Raw genomic sequence first — 18,903 nt, 5'->3', positions numbered from 1 at the left:
AAGTGTTAGTCATGAAAGAGTTTTGAGTTGAGAATTAAAGAGTTAACAAGTGTTGAGTTTAATCATCTGTTATGTAGAAAATAGCTCTAAAAAAAGCGAAAAATAAGATATAATCCCAAACCCTTTTTTTTGTGCTATGTTCTTAGAGAAGGGCAAGTTTGCAAAGTCAAAAGCCAGTCCTCGGCGGTGGCCAACCATGGGGACTGGCTTTTGCTCCAATTTACCAAGGAGATTTATCTAGTATGTTGCAAGAAAAACGTCTCAAGCCGTGGACTATAGTTCGATCGCTTCCAAATGTGGAAAAGGTGGTTGTGGGTGAGTTTCGCAGTTGGTCTGATGCAGACGGTCACTTGAAAATTCTCAAGCGGATGGTACCGGCGGATCGATTGAGTGTTGTGTTCGATCCGGTAGTTCAAGCGTAACGTCGCTGGTAAATTGATCAGCGTGCGATCGCTCTTTGAGCTAAGCGATCGCCTCTTTTTTTAGATACTGTTTTTTTACATAAAAAATGCGACCGCTAAAATGGCGATCGCAAATTGAATCATTGTCCTTAACTGCGGCGAATTTCAGTAATTTGGTCGGCAACATCCAAAATTCTTTGCGGCATGGATGGCCCGGTAAAAATCATATCCAAATGATGCGGCTTGTTGTCAATCAATGCCACCACTTCGGCTTCGGGAATCAAGCCCAAATTAACCGCTAAACTCAATTCATCGAGAATAACTAAGGCATAACGACCTTCGCGCACCGCATTTTGAACATACTGCCACAATTGTTCGATCGATCGCGTCTCTAGCTCATCTAAATCGGCATTCTCAATGCAGCGTGACAAATCGCAGCGCACCCAATCTAAATTTTGCCCCAGCCGCACCGGATGCTGATGCCCTTGATTAATTCCCCCTTTGAGGAACTGCACCGCTAGCACGGGAGCTCCCTGTCCTGCAATTCTGAGGGCCTGAGCCATGACACTGGTAAAAAAGCAGCGGTGCGGACCTGTAAAAACTTGCACCAGCCCTTGAACTGTGTAGGGCAAGCTGTGGGTTAAATTGAGTTTAGGGGTTTGTAACTGAGCAACCATAGGGCAATATTTAATCAGCAACTAAGTCTTGAGTGCAGCTCCGACCTTGGCGTGGCTGAAGCCTGCTTGACAATATATAGTGTACGGGGCCGAGTGCACATCGGATCAAACACTAGATATACAAGTTGTCAAAAGCTCGCTGCAGTGGCATTCGCAGTCGTTTGTTCGATTTTTGAACTCAATTAGCACTTAGGCAGAAACGGGATTTTTTACCAAAATACGGCGTGGAGCTTGACATTTATACAGTTATAGGGTGAAAAACCAAGGTGATGAGAGTCTTGCTGCGTCCAGGGCTTTTAAGAAAAGGTACACACATCGCGTAAAATTTTGAATGTCGCGGCACTAGGAGCAGGGACTGTGAGAGTGGTGATTCTGGGAGGGCCAGGAGCGGGAAAGGGAACTCAGGCTGAACTACTGTGCAGCAATTTGAGCCTTCCTTTGCTGGCTGTGGGGGACATTCTACGGGAGGCGATCGCAGAAGACACAGATTTAGGCAAGCGGGCGGTGTCTTATGTCGAAAGAGGGGAATTAGTTCCCGACGCAACTATGATTGAATTCTTTCGCCGCCGACTGCTGCTGTGGGATGTCTTTAATGGCTGGGTATTGGAGGGCTATCCGCGAACTGCTTTTCAAGCTGAGGAGTTGGATTTTTTATTAGAGGAGTTGGCGCAGGAGCTAGATTGGGCAGTTTGGCTGAAAGTGCCGATCGAGGTTTTGCTGAGCAGGTCGATCGAGCGCGATCGATCGGATGACCACCCTGAAATTTTACAGCGTCGCCTCGATTTGTTCCACGAACGCACTATTCCTCTTTTAGAGTATTACGAACACCGCAACAAATTGTTAACTATTGATGGCGATCGATCGCCTGAACAAGTCCAGCAGGATATTCTCCAATTGATCGAGGCTAAAGGTCAATCGTCATAGCATTTTAGATTTTAGATTTTAGATTTTAGATTGAATGACTGCATATTTACCCAATCAAAAAAAGCCGGAATATTCATATCCTATTTTAACTGTTTAATGCCCAATTACCCATTACCAATCACCTAAATATTATGTCTTTCCAGCGTCCAGATGGCAGACGACCAAATCAACTTCGTCCGATTAGTTTCGATCGACAGTTTACCAAATTTGCTAGCGGTTCCGTGCTAGCAAAAAGTGGCGATACTCAGGTACTTTGCAGCGTTACAATCAAGCCGGGAGTGCCGAGATTTCTGGAGAATACCGGACAAGGTTGGCTGACAGCGGAATACCGAATGTTGCCGGGATCTACGCCGCAGCGACAAGAGCGGGAATTTATGAAATTATCGGGACGGACTCAAGAGATTCAGCGGTTGATTGGGCGCAGTTTGCGATCGTGCTTGGATATGCAACTATTGGGAGAACGCACCATACTTGTCGATGCCGATGTTTTGCAAGCGGACGCGGGGACTCGCACGACTTCAATTACTGGCGGGTTTGTGGCTGTGGCTGACGCTTTGAATAAGTTGGTACAAAAAGGTGATTTAGTGCGATCGCCCATTATTCGTCAAGTGGCGGCGGTGTCTGTGGGGCTTTTGGAAGGCGAGGCGTTTTTAGATTTGAATTATCTTGAAGATGTGGCGGCTGAAATTGATTGTAATGTGGTAATGAATGGAGATTTGAATATCATCGAAATTCAGGGAACTGCGGAAGAGGGAAGTTTCAGTCGGAGTCAGTTAAATCAAATTTTGGATTTGGCAGAAACGGGGATTCAGGAATTGTTGGAGGCTCAGCGGCAGGCTTTGGGTGAGTAGTCCGGCAGTCCGGCAGGGGTTGAAACCCCTGCCTCAAAGCTAAAGTCCTCTTAAGAGGACTGAGAAGAAGAATTTTTCAACTCATTAGTCCTCTTCAGAGGACTTTAGCTATTAGCCAGGGAATTCATTCCCTGGCGGACTGGCGGGCGGGCGGGAGGACTGGCGGACTGACGATTTAAGTTGACACAAATGGACACGGTGCGGTGTCCCTAGGGCGATCGATGTTGGGTATACTTCATAAACCTGCAATCTGCTGTATATCCAAAACTAAACTTCATCGCTCTTACCTATTGCCTTTCGCACTTTCTCAACTTGCTTCGGTGCTTCCATTTCATTGAAGAGTCGAATCGCCTCTTGAAACGCAGTCTGACTCTTTTCGGCATCACCCATCTTTTGGTGAGTTAAGGCAAATTGATAATGAGCCTCAGCTAGATCGCATTTTGCGCCGATTTTGTCTAGAAGTGCGATCGATTCTGAATGATGGGAAAGCGCTGTTGCAAATTCTGCCTGTTCTCGATAAAGCTCTGCCATACCACTTAAAGCTTTAGCCTTAACCTGAGTGTAGTGACTTTTTTCTGCAAATGCGATAGCTTGGCGGAACATTTCAAAAGATTTTTCAACTTCTCCTAAATTGTTATATGTTAGACCCATAAACAATAAACTATATCCTTGACTCCAATAACTATTATCTATTTTCTGAATCACTACTTCGCCTTGTTGTGCATAACTCATGGCGATATCTGTAAAGCCCAAACATGAGTTCAAAAAGGCCAAACAATATAAATAGTCTTTCTCATTTTCATATAAACCAGTTTCTGAATAGTTATGATTACAAATAAATTCTATGTTTTCAAAAAGATTAACAGCTTCTTCAAGTTCCCATAAATCGATTTTACAAAGCCCTGTATTAATTAAAGACCAAGTTTTCCACCTTTTTGCCTCAAAATTTATTGAAGGAACTAAATTAATAGATAAAAGTGTTCGTTCCGCTGCTTTGAATGATAAATTGTGAAATTCTATTGCTGCGTTTATACCTCCCGTTAGCCAGGATAAATCCCCTAAAATATTATACAATCTAGTGAGGAGCTGATTATTTTTAACTTCGCTAATAATTGAGTTAATTGAGTAAACCATTTGCTGTAACAAACCCAACCTATAAAACGCAACTCCCAAAGGTTCTCCGTTTCTCCGACTATCATTTCTCCTGCTCACAATTACATAACCAGCTTGTTCAAAGTTATTAATATCTACATAGTGATAGTAAGCTTCAAAAGCCCTAAGTGCATCTTCTACAGTTTCAACTATCTTAACACTATCCGTCCAAAACTCTGCTGCTTTGCGATTCGCTTCTTCCCAATCTTCACTTGCTCTCAGCCGCGCGATCGCCTCTGCCCGAATTACTGGATGCAACCAATATTCTCCTTTGTACCACTCTACTAAAGACAGACTTCGCAAGGATTTAATAACCCGTCTGCGCTGTGCTTCTGGCATATCCCACACTAAGCACAAGAGTCCCTCAGTGGGGACTCTAGGCACATCTTGATAGCGATAGCATCCCAAACGGTAGAGGAGTCGATAGGCTTCGGGATAAGTTTCTTTGAGACGGTTAAACTGCTCTTCGATCAGGTTTTTTACAGCTAACTCCACCAATAAGTCAGCTTCGACTTTATGTTCTTGCCAATAGGCTACCATACCTCCATCTCTCTGTATGGGCTCGCATAGGATATTCATCGCCAAGGCATTTCCACCATAAGCTTTGTGCATTTCATTTAGAGTTATCTCATCTATATCTATATCGCGGAGCCTAAAAAAATCTTGCCACGCTTGTTCATCGAGGCTAGGCAGGCGATAGTTGATGACACCCATACATTCAGCCAAAGGTTCGCGACTGGTAATGAGCGTTACTGACTGTACCGAATAGTCAGCCAAAACTCGCAACAATTCAACATAGCGACGATGGGGTTCAATAAATCTGCCTTGTCCATCCAGTGCGGGTTCTAAGTTATCAATCAACACTCCTACTTTGTGCGTTTGAAGTTGCCGTTTGAACCTGCCAAGCATCACTCCAAATTCCCGATCCGGTTCTTCCCCAAAGTCTCGCTTCAGCCATTCTTTCATCACGTTTTCGACGGGAGTAATATTCTCCGTCTCCTTGGCCATCTGGAGGTCTAGCACTAACTCAAAACCCTGAGAGTTGAGATATTTCTGGGCAAAACGACTTTTACCCACACCGCCCGGAGCTTGGATGACAATAATTTTTGCGCCTTGGTTGATATGGGTGTTGAGGTCTGAGATCGCCCCTTCGCGTCCCACAAAATTGTGGTTTGGTATTGAGGGATGCGCGATCGATCCCTCAACCTCTAGAAAATCCGAGTTGGGATTTGACGTATGAATTTTGACCAAAGTATTGTCATATTGCTTCTGAGCAAATTGGTTGCCCCATTCAGCATAGGAACAGCCCAGCAGCAAGCGACACAAGCCATCGACCAGCCAAAGTTCAGAGGTATTTCGTTTTCCTTTCAGTAAATTTAATACAGCTTGGTCTGAGGGGCAGCGGTCAGGATCTATTCGGTTTTGCCAGTGGACGATAAGTTCACCTGTGCGGGCGCGGCTATTTCCGGGTTTTTTATATCTTTTCTCAAACTCGGTCAGTAAGCTTCCTTGCAGGTCTGGACATACATTCACCGAGACATTGGCTAGGCTCATGGAGGAATGGCGCTAATGCGGACTGTACTTTTAGGTGTTTCAGTGATTTTAGCAGCGAAGTTGGCTTAAAGTTGGCTTTTTTATAATTTGGCTTAAAGTTGGCTTTAAAAGTATCTTTTAGTGTCCCTATTAAACTTAACTTCTGAATACACTCTAGTCATGGGTTAGCTCACCCCATGAAATCAAATTTGATACCGAGTTCAAAGAATACAACTTCAAAAACTAATCGAGGTAATTTTTCAATGCATGAACAATATAAAGGATACGATCGCACAGAACAAATAGAACAGCGAAACGGAGAAGTCGTCGATTCTGACTTTAATCTTGATTCTGTTGTTACCTACGTGCTCAAAAATCATCCAGAGTTAAACGAAGGAATTGATGAGTTAGTGAAGCAGTATCGCTGCTTCATCTACCTCTGTGGTGTATTTAGTAGTACCTTAAGTGTGCCATCCCCGGAAATCGACAAGATATGGCATAGTCACATACTCCATACCAAGGACTACGCAGAGTTCTGCAATGCAGTGGCTGGTCAGTTCATCCATCATAATCCTTTTTCTGATGCAAAGAAGAACGATCCTCAAACGATTGAGCGTGCTCGAAAAAAATTAATTGAGGCTCAGCAAAAGCACTTTGGACGGCTGGTCTTTCAGAATGTTTCTGCTATTTCCTGCGATGGCTGTTGTGGCGGCCAGCTAAATTTTAGCGATAGCTAATCTTCTCCCACAGTAGGAGGGTAGGCAATGCTCGCTCTCCTGCTTAGACAATAAGTGCGATCGCGCTTACCAGATTTTGATTATTTAGAGTTCAGTTATGAATTTATCTAACCCTTGAAGCACACATTAATTGAGTGCGAACCGGGCTATGTGAAACGCATAACTCTGAATTCGATTGCCCAATGCAAATACACAACCAAACATTACAACTGGAGTAACTACAATGTCCTTACCAACAACTGATAATGACTGGGACTTGAAAAGTGGCAGTAGGGATTATTTTGACAACAACCCTGCAACACCTACCTGGTCACCAAATCAGGATGCGTCACCTCAATTGAAGGATGTTGCCCGTAACCTCAGCCAAAAGCTGGGGGTTCCTATAAACGATTTCTTAGGACTTTCAGGAGGCTATATCTATGAACAGTCTCGTGCATACAAAGGCCCCCATGCAGGAATAGATTTCTCCGCAGGTGCGGGAACTTCCATTAAAGCCGTTGTTTCAGGCACCATTGAAAACGTCTCCAATCAAGCTGGTGGTTCCTTCATTGCTGTTCGTGGCAGGGACGGAAAGCGTTGGATTTATGGTCATCTAAGTAACTCACGTGGATTAGTAGCTAATCGAGACACCATTGAGGCTGGTGAAGAGGTTGGCAAAGTTTTCAATCTAGGCATCAGCTCACACCTTCACCTGGAAGTTCACACCGATTTCAATGCCCCAAAAACCGGCTTCTTCCAAAACAGCGGGAATCCTGCTAGTATTGCTCTCTTGAAGCAGCAAACAATGAGTCCGCTCCAAGCTTTTTCGCAGTTGAATAACGGAGGCGGTAGCAATCCGAAGCCACCAACGCAAGGAGATGACATCATTACTGGTAATTCTGCTAGCAACAACTTAACTGGTCTTGGAGGTAATGACAAGATATACGGACAAGATGGCAACGACACCCTCTACGGTGAAGCAGGTAACGACTACCTGAACGGTGGTGCAGGTAATGACTACCTCGATGGCTATGCCAGCTTCAACAGAGCCGATTTCGATACCTTAGAAGGAGGGACTGGGGCTGATACCTTCGTTCTGGGAAATACCCGTCAGGGGATGTTCTACCAAGGAAACGGCCAAGCTACGATTAGTGACTACAACTTCCGCGATGACTACATCCAGTTGCGCGGTAATGCCAGTCAGTATCGCCTCATCAATCAGGGCAATGACAAGCTCATACAAACTACGGGCGGAGACACGCTGGCTATTGTCAAAAACGTGCCTGACCTGAGCTTCAACGTCACGTCTTCCCGTCGCGACTTTCAGTTTGTTTAACTTGCTTCTGCGTAACAAATAGTATCTTTACCAAGACTGGAAACTTGTGACAGGGTGTAGCGCTAAATGCTTACACCCTTTTTTCTGATTACAGGATTTGAGACGAAAATTTACTATTTTTGCTATAATTGAGTAAAAATTTTTGTAATTATCAATTGCTAAGATAATGCAAGCTGAAAAAATATCAATTTCCCTATCACAATCGCTACTACAGTTTATTGAAAGCTACAAAATTGCTAAAGGATGCAACTCGCCATCCCAAGTAATAGAAGTCGCTTTGGAATTGCTGCGGAATCAAGAACTAGAATCTGCTTACCGACAAGCATCCAGTGAAGTAGACTCCGCTTGGGAGCTAACAGTTGCCGATGGATTGACAGATGAAACGTGGTGAAATTTACTACGCTAATCTAAGTCCTACGGTTGGTTCTGAGATAGATAAACATCGTCCAGTATTGGTAGTGAGCAATGACGCTAATAACCGTGCAGCCAATACAGTTACAATTCTACCAATTACCTCTAATGTAACCCGTGTCTACCATGCACGAGGTGTTGCTAAATCCAGAGGATAGCGGTTTATCCAAACCTTCTAAAGTACAAGCACAGCAAGTACGGACAATTTCTAAACAGCGAATTAGCAGCGATGCAGTGGGAAGTTTGAGTGAGGAAATCATGCAGTTGGTAAATGCTGTTCTCAAACTGCATTTAGATGTCGATTAACTGTGATATATAGGCGTTTTTTTTCGTGGCACGGGCGTCCCGCCTGTGCGACCCCAAGCTTTTAAGCTATAATAGTTGCGTAAAGTCGAGATAAGTAAAAAAGTAACATGGATCAAACTTCTACAGTTACAATTAGTAATACATCTTATCAAACCCTCGCAGAAATCTCTGCACTCTCAGGAAAACCAATCGAAACAGTTCTCGAACAAGCAATAGAACAATACCGAAGACAACAGTTTTTAGCAGCAGCCAACCAAGCTTATCTTGCCTTACGCGATAGCCCAGAAGCTTGGCAAGAAGAACTTGAAGAACGGGAAGCTTGGGATCTCACTGAATTTGACTCCTCACCCACTGCCTAAACCCTCGAATCATCGACGTTTTCCCCACATCTTTTTGCGTTTCCAAAAATCCCATAATCTGAGATGGCGACAAAAAAGCGAAGTGAGGAGAAACGTCCCGTTCTACATATTCCTGACCTTCTAACTGATAGAATATTAAACGCAAACCGTCATAACACCAAACCTCTGGCACGCCGAAACTCGCATACAATTCCATCCGGTTAATAGAACTGCTAGTGATGTCAATCTCGATTACTAAATCCGGTGGCGGCTCTTGATTCAAATTGATTTGATTGAGGCTGCGGACAATTTCCTCATTCTCGATGTAGTAGCACTGATCCGGTTCTAATCCGCGTTCTAAATCCTGGCGCCTGCAAGTCAGAGAACCTAAGCTGCGAATTTCTACATTTAACTCTTCTGTTACTGTTTCTACAAAGCGTCCTAAGATTTGTTTGTTCCCCTCATGGGGTGCTGATGGAGTCATAATTTCTAAAGTACCTCGATCGTAAGTTAAACGAATTCCCCGCTGTTGGGCTAACTCGTTTACCAAAGATTCGTAAGTCTGCCAACTAATATTTTTCAGCACAACTCCCGGTTGTGGGGTTTGAATCAGGGTGGCTGTCATGGCTACCTGCTTGCTTTTTAGCTTATTTATTACATCTTAGCAAAACTCAGCTTTACGAAACGCACTGAGGGGGTGAGAATGCCTCTGAAACTTTGATTATAAGAGCATTAAGGCTGCTGAACTACGAAAAAGATAGGGGATTATTCACAGGTTTATTAACTCATAGAAAAGGCGATCGCACTGGGAACTTCCTTGCTTGCGGGCGATAGACTTTTCCCGAAAAATCATTGATATCCAACCAATAGCAAATCACTAATCACTAATCACCCATCACCAAGGACTCCCAATCATCACAAAAGCCGACCAATAATAAGGATGCGACAACTTTAAATCCGCAAACCCTTGCAGCGAAGCCGGCAACTCCACCCCCTCACCCCGACTCAAACCCCGCAATCGGCCACCCTCCAAACGCACATCTCCCCGCAACATAGCAATTTGCGCTTGTCGCAGGGCGGCCCCCTTAATTCGCGCCGTCTTCAACTGCTGGTAAAACTCACTCATCAATCCCAAAGTACCTTCATCACTCACGTACCACAAACTTCCCAAAGCCGTTTGCACCCCCGCTTGCAGCGCCAAACCCCCGAAACCCAACTCCGCCTGTGCATCTCCCACCGCAGTCCGACAAGCACTTAAAACTAACATATTCACCTGCGGATCATTCAATCTCAAATCCCGCAATTGATCCAGTCGCAGCCGACTATTCCAAAACTGAATAAAAGAATTATTCGGTACTCCAGGTCGAAATTCGCCGTGAGTAGCTAAGTGAATAACCCCAAAAGGTCGGCTTTGATGCTGTCGCTTCAAATTCTCCAAAGTGAAACCCTCATTCAGAAAACTAACTCCCGGCCACTCTCGGGAAATAGCCGCTATTTCAGCAGGAACTGCAGGCAAAGGATTCAACTCTGAAAATTCTGAGGCACCCATTGCTAAAACTTGAGAATTTCTGAGATCGACGTAGCGAGTATCTGTTAAATTAATGCTGGGCATCAGGCTGAGATTGTACTTTTCCACCAAAAATTGCTTTCCGTCGTGCAAAGCAGCAAAGGGCATACCTCTCAAACCCCGATCGACCACAAAGGAAATAGTATCGGTTTCGCACTTTTTCAAACTGTCCTCTAAAGGCGCAATCATCCACTTATAAAGCTGTTGGGAAGATGGTAGATAACTCGTAGTAGTCCGCACTCCCGGTTTGGTAATCTCATCCCTGAACTGAGTTACAACTTTCAGCAGTTCTGCCCGGTTCGCAGCCGGCACACTTTTGTGAACCACTTCACCGCAAGAATTTATTAGCATTAAATTTAACTCTTCGGGCTGCGAGAACAGATAAATTAAGCTGGGTTTCGTGCCCGTTTCTGCGCCCAGGGATGCTAACTTTTTTTGGGTTTCCTCTGGGGATACCAACTCGTCGCTGATGTTGATGCCCAAATATTCCCGGAATTCTTGGGTGAAAGATTGGTCTAGTAGAGACAAAGCGGCCGATATATTGCCGATTTCCAAATTCCTGCCGATATCGCCGCGAAATGCTGACTGAATAACTGAATCTCTGATATTTGAATTGATGAAATTTCTCAGTCCTCTGGGAGATTGCATTCTTTCGGGCGGCATCCTTTCTCCCGGTTTTCCTATATCTCGCGATATTCTGTTTTGGTTCTGCAGCTGTTCCCGACTAAAGGGTTGGTTCGGCTCGGGGAAAAGCGATCGCCCTCTATCAAATGGCAATCTATCCCTTGGTGATATGGGGGGCGAATTGGGGTTATTGGGATTATTGGGATTATTAGGGCTATTGGGATTATTGGGATTATTAGGGCTATTGGGATTAGTTGGAATGTCGGGATTAGTTGGAATGTCGGGATTAGTTGGAATGTCGGGATTAGTTGGAATGTCGGGATCAGTTGGAATGTCGGGATTAGTTGGAATGTCGGGATTAGTTGGTTGATTGGTAGTGACGATCGCACTATTGCCTTGAGTGTAAGAATTGATAAAAGATCGCCCCTGAGTAATCGTACCCACAGCATTGCTGGCGATCGCCCCAGCAGTACCGTTAGTCGTCGCATCTCCCACCGCAAAAGGCGTCGGCGGATTGACATTGCCGCCGCCGTGGCGGATCGTAACTGTACCGGGTTGAGTGTCGCCAAGAGTCGAGATGCTAACAGGAGTGCCGTTTTGGTCAAAAGTACCCGTCACTCGAACTAAACCCGGAGTTGTGAGCTCAACATTACCGCCCGGAGCATTGATCGATGCAACACTGATATCATTTTGAGCGTTAAGATTTACTGTAGAAGTGCGCTCGGCACTAACAACAGGATTAACATTTATTCGCCCACTTGCGATTTCGTTCCCCGCTAAAATTCCGACACTTTCGGCAGCACTTATATTGCCAGTGCTGACTGTTCCCCTGCTGCTAGTGACATCAACTGCAACTCCCTGCAAGTCTCGTGAATTTACATCAAGCGGCGCGGTTAAATTCACATTTCCTGTTGTAGCGTCCGTATTGCCAATATTAATACTTCCCGTATTGCTAGTTACATTAACTCCAACTCCCCGCAAATTCCCGGAATTTACATTGCCAGAACTTGTCAAATTGACATTTCCTGTTGTGGCGTCGATATTGCCAATATTAATACTTCCCGCATTGCTGTTTGCATTAACTCCAACTCCCCGCACATCGCGGGAATTTACATTTAGCAGCGCTGTTAAATTGACAGTATTTTCTGTTGCTGTAGCGGTGTCAATATTAATACTTCCGGTATTGCTATTTATATTAACTCCAACTCCCCGCACATCCCCGGAATTTACATTTCCCGAACCTATTATATTAATATTCCCAATAGATGTAGTATTACCGATCGCAATATTTCCCTGACCGCTATTGACTTCAACGTCTCCACCTTGCAAACTCCCTGCATTTAAATCGCTGGACGATCTCAAATTAATCGTGGCAGTGCCAGCGTTAATCGATGCAACATTCATATTAGTTTGTGCATCCAAATTTACTGTAGAAATGAGGGGATTAACTGGATTTGTGGTCACAGGATTAACAGTTATTGCCCCTGTGTTGATTTCCTGTCCCGCTATAATTCTGACATCTCCAGAAGTAGCGATCGCCCCCGTATTAACACTCCCATTGCTGCTGCTAGCATTGACAGTCGCAGCGGTGAGATTGCCTACCGTTAAGTCCCTAAAAGCTGTCAAATTGATATTCTCAGTTGCTGTAATATTGACTGGTGTTGTATTAGGAACAATGGTATTGGCATCAGTCAAAACTCCCAGACCCCCGGAGTTACTGGTAATATTAACTTGAGAACCCTGCAAAGTTCCAAAATTCACATTGCCAAAAGCTCTGAGTTCGATCGCCCCGGAAGTCCCAGTATCGATCGCTCCTGTGACGATATTACCCCGAACCGTATTCAGACTAATACTGCCGTTGATATCAGCACGAGAAATGTCACTTGTCAAGATAATATTGTCATTAGCTCGAATATTAATTGTCGAACTAGACGTTAATCTGCCCCCAACAATCACTGCGGATTCCCTGCTTTCCAGATTAATTTGACCGCCATTAATATCTCTAGTTGCGATACTTCCCTGCGCTGACAAAATCACCGGCCCGCCCGCCGAAATATTTTCAACATAAATCAAATTATTCGACAAAATAGACGCAGGAGTAAATATTGCATCGTCACCTAAAGGATTAGGTTGTTCATTATCACCCGGAGTATCCGTAGGAGAATTAGGAACATTAGGAAAATTTGCCAGATTTTGCACTCCCGCCCGCAGAATCAAGGCCGGACTGCTGGTTAAAATAGCAACATCTGGATCGTCGGGATTCCCATTTTCCCTACCCAATGCACTATCGGGGCCGGTAATTGTAATATCCTCGGCAACAATGCTCCCCTTCGCCTCGACTTTCAGCGAAACACCAGTATAATCTCCAAAGAAAACATCTCCTTCCGAACTGATAATCGGGTCAAATAAACTCACGAAATTTCCCGACATTCCCGACAAATTGCGAATCGAAAAATTGCCACCAGAAACAAAGTGGGAATCCCCCGAAATAATGCCGTTGCTAACCAAACTCAAATTGCCGCCGCTTTGGAATTGCGGGGGAAGAGATAAGCCGCCGATCGCATTTTGAGTGAGAATATCAATAGTGCGAGATCCCTGAATGTATAAATTCCCCCCAGCCTGCGCCAAAAAAGGATTCTGGGCGCTGTCCCTGACCCGCACCGCATCCCCACCCAGCAAACTCAAATCCCCCGTAGTTTGCAGCCTAGCGCCTGCTAACGTGAGATTTTCCGCAGCCCATAAATTCGCACTTCCCGCATTCAACTGCGGCAGCCCAGACACATTAGCAGCAATCGCCACATCCCCAGAATTCACCTGCAAACCAGAACCCACAAGCCGCACAGAACCGTCATCCGCAACCGCAACACCCGCCGCCTGATTTTGCCCAGTACCTGTCAGCAACTGCGGCAAAGAAACAGGATTCAAAGTCTGTGGAGAATTACCAACATTTCCGCCCGTTGCTATTTCCAAACTCAACAAATGCCCCGGTTGACTAATGCGGAGAACATTTCCGCCCCCAACAGCAGCAACAGTAATTTGTCCGCCCGGGGCCGACAACTGCCCGGTACTAACAACCGTACCGCCAACCAAAGCCAAATTTTGCCCCGGAGTCACCGCTAAATTGCCAGCATTAACAATACTTCCCGGTACACCCGCACCAAAATAAAAAGCATTTGGCGTACCCACCAAGGCGCTAAAATTATTTGTACCCGCAGCATTAAACCAATTTGAACCAAAACCGACACCATTCGCAGTAGTTGCAGTAAAAGCCGCCGGCACATTCAAACTCGCGTTCGGGCCAAAAACAATCCCCGCAGGATTAATTAGAAAAAGATTAGAATTGCCGCCCGTGACAGTAATTAAACCGTTAATTAGCGAAGCGTCCCCGCCCGCAATTCGAGCTAATATATTCTGAATAGCCGAATTAGTCAGAAAATTAGCAATTTGACCTTCATTCAAGCCAAACTGCCCAAAACTGTGAAAAAGATTCGCGCCGTCTCCCGACAAACTGCCACCGTTGATATCATAGCGGTTGCCGCTGGGGGTGACAACAGTACCCGTACCGTCAGCCGCAGGCACTATGGGCTGTGCTTGCGCGAAAGTATTAAAAATTAACAAAGAAAAGGGACAAATAAATAGCCCGACCTTTTTAATCTTTAAGCTGGCATTTTTCATAGCAGCAAGTAAAACTATCTCAATTGCCTTAATTATCGCACTTGCAAACAAGTTACCTCTAAATAACAAATTAATTCGCTCATGACAACTCCCAAAATCAAAAGCCTCTACACAGACGGCGCTTGTTCCGGCAACCCAGGCCCAGGTGGCTGGGGTGCAGTAGTTTGCTTCGCCGACGGCAACTGTCACGAGCTCGGGGGTGGAGACCCCCAAACTACTAACAACCGCATGGAAATGCAGGCTGCAGTCGCTGCGCTGGAATTTTTTGCCAATTCCGGTCAAACCGAACCCGTCACTGTTTACACCGACAGCGAATACGTTAAGAACGGCATCACTAAATGGATTCAAGGCTGGAAAAATAAAGGCTGGAAAACCTCAACCGGTAAAGATGTTGTCAACCAAGACCTCTGGCACCGGCTAGACAAGCTCAATTCCCGGCAAATCAAGTGGGAACACGTCCGCGGCCACTCCGGCGACTTCTACAACGACAGATGCGATGAAATCGCCCGCAGCTTCTCCCACAATCTCACTCCGGAACTGCAACAGCAGAAACCAACTGCAGGTGAGACTCAGGCGGGAACTTTGGTCAGCGCGGCCGCACCGCCTCTAGGTTCGGAAAACACAATTGTTTCGGAAGGAACGGACACAACTGGTAACAAAACGATAGAATCCTATGTCATAACTTCTGACCTTCCGATCTCCAACTCTACCATGATGGACTCAACTGCCGATACCCTGGAGAACTTGCCCCGCGAGGTGAGGGTTCAAGACCTCCGCAATCTGATCGAAACGTTGCACATCGCCGACGAGGTTGCTACGAAAGGCTACTTGATTACCAGTTCTGAACTGGCTGATTTGATGGATGTAAATGCCAGCGCTGTCACCAGCCGGGGAGACAACTGGGTTTGGCGGAATTGGGTAGTTTCGCGGGTGCGGCGCGAAGGCAACCAAATTCTCTGGCAATTAGAGAGAATCGACCACGTTAGTACAACTGATTAGTGGTTAGTCATGAGTTATTAGTTGATTAATAACTGATGACTAATGACTGTCTCAAAGCAAGATTTGGCAAAATTCCGTAGGGACACAACATTGTTGTGTCCTTTTAGTCATCAGTTTAGTAAACAGACTACTTAACATCAGTCCCAGTTAAAAGAAAGAATCCAACTGTCTGTAAGCCCGTACTCCCAACCCTCATAAAATCAGTGATTTTTTATCTAAAATCTCAAATCTCAAATCGAAAATAGCATGAGTATCAGCTTGCGAACAGTCACTGCTACCAGATATGTCACTCCCTTACGCGAGGGCGGGTCGCTACCCGCGATCGTCGAAGCAGATGATGATGGTATGTACGTGCTCAAATTTCGCGGTGCGGGCCAGGGAGCCAAATCTCTGATCGCCGAGCTAGTGGCGGGAGAGATTGCTCGCGCCTCCGGGCTCCCAATCCCCGAACTCGTCTTTGTTGAACTAGATCCCGAACTGGCTCGGACTGAGCCTGACCCGGAAATTCAAGATTTGATCCGAGCAAGTGCTGGCCTCAACCTCGCCCTCGACTATCTCCCCGGCTCGATCACATTTGACCCGATAGCGGGGAAGTCCGATGCGGATTTGGCCTCAGAAATCGTCTGGTTCGATGCTTTTGTGACCAACATCGATCGCACGTCGCGCAATGCAAATATGCTGGTATGGCACCGCCGACTTTGGCTGATCGATCACGGTGCAGCCCTCTACTTCCACCACACCTGGAAAGATTATCTCTCGCGCAGCCGCGATCGTTTTCCGCCAATCAAAGACCACGTTCTGCTGCGTTTTGCCAGTACGCTGGAAGCGGCAAATTCAAAGATGACTCAAAGGCTAACGCCGGAAATCATTCGCAACATCGTTAAACTAATTCCTGATACTTGGCTGGTGGGAGATTCTCCTTTCAGCGATAGCAACCAACATCGGGATGCTTATATCGAGTACCTGCTAAATCGGCTAGAATCACCACATATTTTTTTGGAGGAGGCGATTAGTGCCCGATCGATTTCTGTATGATTACGCCATTATCCGCGTCGTTCCCAAAGTCGAGCGCGAGGAGTTTATCAACGTCGGGGCGATCGTTTCCTGCGGTATGAAAAAATTCCTCGAAGCCCGTATCGAAATTGATGAACAGCGCTTGATGGCGATCGACTCAACGTTGGATCTGGAAATGATTCGCAATCACCTAGCAGTCATTCCCATCATTTGTGCAGGCGGCAAGGAATCTGGGGCGATCGGTCAACTTCCCCACAGAGAGCGCTTTCACTGGCTTGTAGCACCCCGCAGCACGATCGTTCAGACATCGCGGGTACACACTGGTTTTTGCCAGAATCTACCGGGTGCGATCGAACACTTGCTCGATACAATGGTGCGATCGTCAAGCCGAAAACCATCTGTAAAGGCTCGGTTGCTAGCGGCTGGAATTGACACTCAGGAGATGCGATCGCACTCTAGTTAGCGTCAGCTTGTGGGTTAGATGCTGCTTTGAGCTTGGTGGGCGATCAATCCATTTCGGAAAACACTCAGAATATCCGAATTATTCATATCTCTCCGATCTTCATCTGCGTGAATCAGCGTCAATCCATTGTCATCTGCGGTTAATACATTCTCTTTTTTTAACCGCAGATGAGGACAGATTAACACAGATTAACGCCGATGAATTAGATCAATTCCGGTTGCATCGTCGGTGATTGTTGACTGTGGGTGAGATTTGACCAGAACGATGCTAACGGATTTGAGCTAACTTTTCTAAAGTCTTAGCCGCAGTTTCGCAAGGTAGAAAGATGATGCAAATTGAACCGACAAATATGACTTTCCCTCTCTGGGGTTTAACAATTTTCATTTTGTGGACGATCGCAGTCGTTATCTTGTTACTAGCAGTCAGAATTCGACATCTATCTGCGGGCGGATCAGTAAAAGATTTCGGCACACAAAACGACGACAGCTTGCTTTGGCGACTATTTCGAGTACAATCCAACTTGATAGAAAACCTGCCTTTGTATTTGGGAGTTGTTTTTCTTCTAACAGTTAGGCGTGTTTCAGGAACAGCAGTAGATTTGCTGATTGTTGTGTACATCCTATTTCGGCTTGTACATTCAGCGATTCACATCGCTGGCCTCGATCCAAAGTTTCGGTTGTTCAGCTTAGTAATTCAGTTAAGCTGTTTGGTCGCCTTAACTATTATGGCAGTTTTCTAGTTAAGTAATTACGCAATTGACAGTTATATATAGTAGGGTGCGTCAGGGGCAAATCCTAATTGTTTCGTATACAGCGTAAGTCAGACGCACCTTACAAGTCGATGTGACATTAGTGCCTGTGATTTGGGTAATTTATTGAAGTTTATGAACAGAATATCTCGTGCGATCGCTGTTATTTTAATTGTATTAGGCTGCATTACTTCTGTTTTAGTTCAGCCACCGCAATCAGCCTTAACCGTGCCACCTCCTGTGCAAGAATCTCCACGACGCGGAGGAGATGTTGCTCAGACAATTAATTTTGGACGGCACTTTCAAGAGCTAGGAGTTGAAGGATCGATCGCGATTTACGATTTAAATAGCGATCGGCTTTATCAACACAACCCGCAACGTAACGCCACAGCTTTTTTACCTGCATCTACATTTAAGATTCTCAACTCTCTGATTTCCTTAGAAACAAAAGTGATTTCAGATGAGATTGCCATTCTAACTTGGGATGGAACTCAAAGGCAAATTCCCGCATGGAATCGAGACTTGAATATGAGAGAAGCCATGAAACTTTCCGCCGTTTGGTTTTACCAAGTTCTCGCCCGCCGAGTCGGACACGAGCAAATGCAAAAATGGGTAGCTAAAGTCGGTTATGGCAACCAAAAAATCGGTAACAAAGACGATATTGACAAATTCTGGTTAGAGGGAGAACTGCGAATCACACCCAACGAGCAAATTCAATTTCTCCGCCGTCTATACAAAAATGACTTACCCTTTTCTGAGCGCTCGCTGTCTCTGGTTAAAGACATCATAATTGTTGAACAAACTCCCGATTACACAATTAGGGCAAAAACAGGCTGGGCAAACTTTGGAGAACAAACAAAGCCTCAAATTGGCTGGTATGTAGGTTATTTAGAAAAGAATAAAAATGTTTACTTTTTTGCTACAAACATTGACATCCGCAACAACAATGACGCACCTGCAAGAATTGAGTTAACGCGCCGTTGCTTAAAGGATATTGCGCTGCTGTAAGTGCGTTATTTGTTCTGTAATATTCGCAAAAACGCCAGCGTATCGGCTCACGGTGACAGCCAAAACAGCCATTTATTGGATACCTGAGTTCGCTCGCAGCAAGCCGAGTCTTTTAAATGTTTTAAAACTTACGCAATTGGCACATATAGCAATCCTTGCA

The 18,903-nt window shown here is 45.3% G+C and carries 18 protein-coding genes; 14 read left to right on the top strand and 4 right to left on the bottom strand.

From position 1 onward, the window contains the following. Nucleotides 1-158 precede the first annotated feature (158 nt). Nucleotides 159-422, top strand: a complete 264-nt coding sequence (locus QUB14_RS13160; RefSeq protein WP_333217442.1) for a hypothetical protein — start codon at nucleotides 159-161, stop codon at nucleotides 420-422. A 128-nt stretch (nucleotides 423-550) separates the two neighbouring features. Here QUB14_RS13160 and QUB14_RS13155 read toward each other — a convergent pair whose 3' ends face one another. Next, nucleotides 551-1,078 (bottom strand): P-loop NTPase family protein, encoded by a 528-nt coding sequence (locus QUB14_RS13155; RefSeq protein WP_333175972.1) that lies wholly within the window; start codon nucleotides 1,076-1,078, stop codon nucleotides 551-553. 357 nt (nucleotides 1,079-1,435) lie between these two features. On the opposite strand from QUB14_RS13155, the gene QUB14_RS13150 reads away from it, so the two are divergent. Together QUB14_RS13150 and rph are read left to right on the top strand one after the other, a co-directional pair. Then, nucleotides 1,436-2,002 (top strand): nucleoside monophosphate kinase, encoded by a 567-nt coding sequence (locus tag QUB14_RS13150; RefSeq protein ID WP_333217470.1) that lies wholly within the window; start codon nucleotides 1,436-1,438, stop codon nucleotides 2,000-2,002. 131 nt (nucleotides 2,003-2,133) lie between these two features. Further along, entirely contained in the window at nucleotides 2,134-2,853 is a 720-nt protein-coding gene (gene rph / locus QUB14_RS13145) for a ribonuclease PH (RefSeq protein ID WP_333217443.1), read from the top strand. A gap of 267 nt (nucleotides 2,854-3,120) precedes the next feature. Here rph and QUB14_RS13140 read toward each other — a convergent pair whose 3' ends face one another. Next, the gene (locus tag QUB14_RS13140; protein ID WP_333217444.1) at nucleotides 3,121-5,559 is read right to left on the bottom strand and encodes a tetratricopeptide repeat protein; all 2,439 of its coding nucleotides are present in this window, start codon (nucleotides 5,557-5,559) and stop codon (nucleotides 3,121-3,123) included. 176 nt (nucleotides 5,560-5,735) lie between these two features. On the opposite strand from QUB14_RS13140, the gene QUB14_RS13135 reads away from it, so the two are divergent. The 6 genes from QUB14_RS13135 to QUB14_RS13110 all read left to right on the top strand — a co-directional run bounded on the left by QUB14_RS13135 (nucleotide 5,736) and on the right by QUB14_RS13110 (nucleotide 8,666). After that, nucleotides 5,736-6,275, top strand: a complete 540-nt coding sequence (locus tag QUB14_RS13135; RefSeq protein ID WP_333297207.1) for a hypothetical protein — start codon at nucleotides 5,736-5,738, stop codon at nucleotides 6,273-6,275. A 223-nt stretch (nucleotides 6,276-6,498) separates the two neighbouring features. Continuing rightward, on the top strand, nucleotides 6,499-7,590 hold the full coding sequence (locus QUB14_RS13130) for a peptidoglycan DD-metalloendopeptidase family protein (protein ID WP_333217446.1): 1,092 nt from the start codon (nucleotides 6,499-6,501) through the stop codon (nucleotides 7,588-7,590). Nucleotides 7,591-7,756: 166 nt separating this feature from the next. Then, the gene (locus QUB14_RS13125; protein WP_333217447.1) at nucleotides 7,757-7,981 is read left to right on the top strand and encodes a CopG family transcriptional regulator; all 225 of its coding nucleotides are present in this window, start codon (nucleotides 7,757-7,759) and stop codon (nucleotides 7,979-7,981) included. Continuing rightward, nucleotides 7,968-8,159 carry a type II toxin-antitoxin system PemK/MazF family toxin gene (locus QUB14_RS13120; RefSeq protein ID WP_333217448.1) on the top strand — a complete coding sequence of 64 codons (192 nt, stop codon included), beginning with the start codon at nucleotides 7,968-7,970 and terminating at the stop codon, nucleotides 8,157-8,159. The genes QUB14_RS13125 and QUB14_RS13120 overlap by 14 nt, the downstream gene beginning before the upstream one ends. After that, on the top strand, nucleotides 8,128-8,307 hold the full coding sequence (locus tag QUB14_RS13115; protein WP_333217471.1) for a type II toxin-antitoxin system PemK/MazF family toxin: 180 nt from the start codon (nucleotides 8,128-8,130) through the stop codon (nucleotides 8,305-8,307). Before QUB14_RS13120 ends, QUB14_RS13115 begins: the two co-directional genes overlap by 32 nt. A gap of 107 nt (nucleotides 8,308-8,414) precedes the next feature. Then, nucleotides 8,415-8,666, top strand: coding sequence for a hypothetical protein (locus QUB14_RS13110; RefSeq protein WP_333217449.1), 252 nt, complete (start codon nucleotides 8,415-8,417; stop codon nucleotides 8,664-8,666). Here the strand turns inward: QUB14_RS13110 and QUB14_RS13105 are convergent. Beyond that, nucleotides 8,635-9,270: a Uma2 family endonuclease gene (locus QUB14_RS13105; protein ID WP_333217450.1), complete on the bottom strand. Its 636-nt coding sequence runs from the start codon at nucleotides 9,268-9,270 to the stop codon at nucleotides 8,635-8,637. The two genes, QUB14_RS13110 and QUB14_RS13105, sit on opposite strands and share 32 nt — an antisense overlap. Nucleotides 9,271-9,540: 270 nt before the next feature. Further along, nucleotides 9,541-14,511 (bottom strand): CHAT domain-containing protein, encoded by a 4,971-nt coding sequence (locus QUB14_RS13100; RefSeq protein ID WP_333297205.1) that lies wholly within the window; start codon nucleotides 14,509-14,511, stop codon nucleotides 9,541-9,543. A gap of 81 nt (nucleotides 14,512-14,592) precedes the next feature. On the opposite strand from QUB14_RS13100, the gene rnhA reads away from it, so the two are divergent. The 5 genes from rnhA (at nucleotide 14,593) to blaOXA (ending at nucleotide 18,743) form a co-directional block, all read left to right on the top strand. Further along, nucleotides 14,593-15,510, top strand: a complete 918-nt coding sequence (gene rnhA, locus QUB14_RS13095; RefSeq protein ID WP_333217452.1) for a ribonuclease HI — start codon at nucleotides 14,593-14,595, stop codon at nucleotides 15,508-15,510. Nucleotides 15,511-15,756: 246 nt separating this feature from the next. Beyond that, nucleotides 15,757-16,545 carry a HipA family kinase gene (locus tag QUB14_RS13090; protein WP_333217453.1) on the top strand — a complete coding sequence of 263 codons (789 nt, stop codon included), beginning with the start codon at nucleotides 15,757-15,759 and terminating at the stop codon, nucleotides 16,543-16,545. Further along, nucleotides 16,523-16,987, top strand: coding sequence for a DUF3037 domain-containing protein (locus tag QUB14_RS13085; RefSeq protein WP_333217454.1), 465 nt, complete (start codon nucleotides 16,523-16,525; stop codon nucleotides 16,985-16,987). Before QUB14_RS13090 ends, QUB14_RS13085 begins: the two co-directional genes overlap by 23 nt. A gap of 325 nt (nucleotides 16,988-17,312) precedes the next feature. After that, complete coding sequence (locus QUB14_RS13080) at nucleotides 17,313-17,726, top strand: MAPEG family protein (protein ID WP_333217455.1); 414 nt, start codon at nucleotides 17,313-17,315, stop codon at nucleotides 17,724-17,726. A 144-nt stretch (nucleotides 17,727-17,870) separates the two neighbouring features. Continuing rightward, nucleotides 17,871-18,743, top strand: a complete 873-nt coding sequence (gene blaOXA / locus QUB14_RS13075; protein WP_333217456.1) for a class D beta-lactamase — start codon at nucleotides 17,871-17,873, stop codon at nucleotides 18,741-18,743. The last annotated feature ends 160 nt before the right edge of the window (nucleotides 18,744-18,903 follow it).

Source organism: Microcoleus sp. B3-D2, from assembly GCF_036705345.1.
Classification (GTDB): Bacteria; Cyanobacteriota; Cyanobacteriia; order Cyanobacteriales; family Microcoleaceae; genus Microcoleus.
The sequence above is the reverse complement of the archived record's forward strand: the minus strand, read 5'-3'. Positions and strand labels throughout refer to the sequence as shown.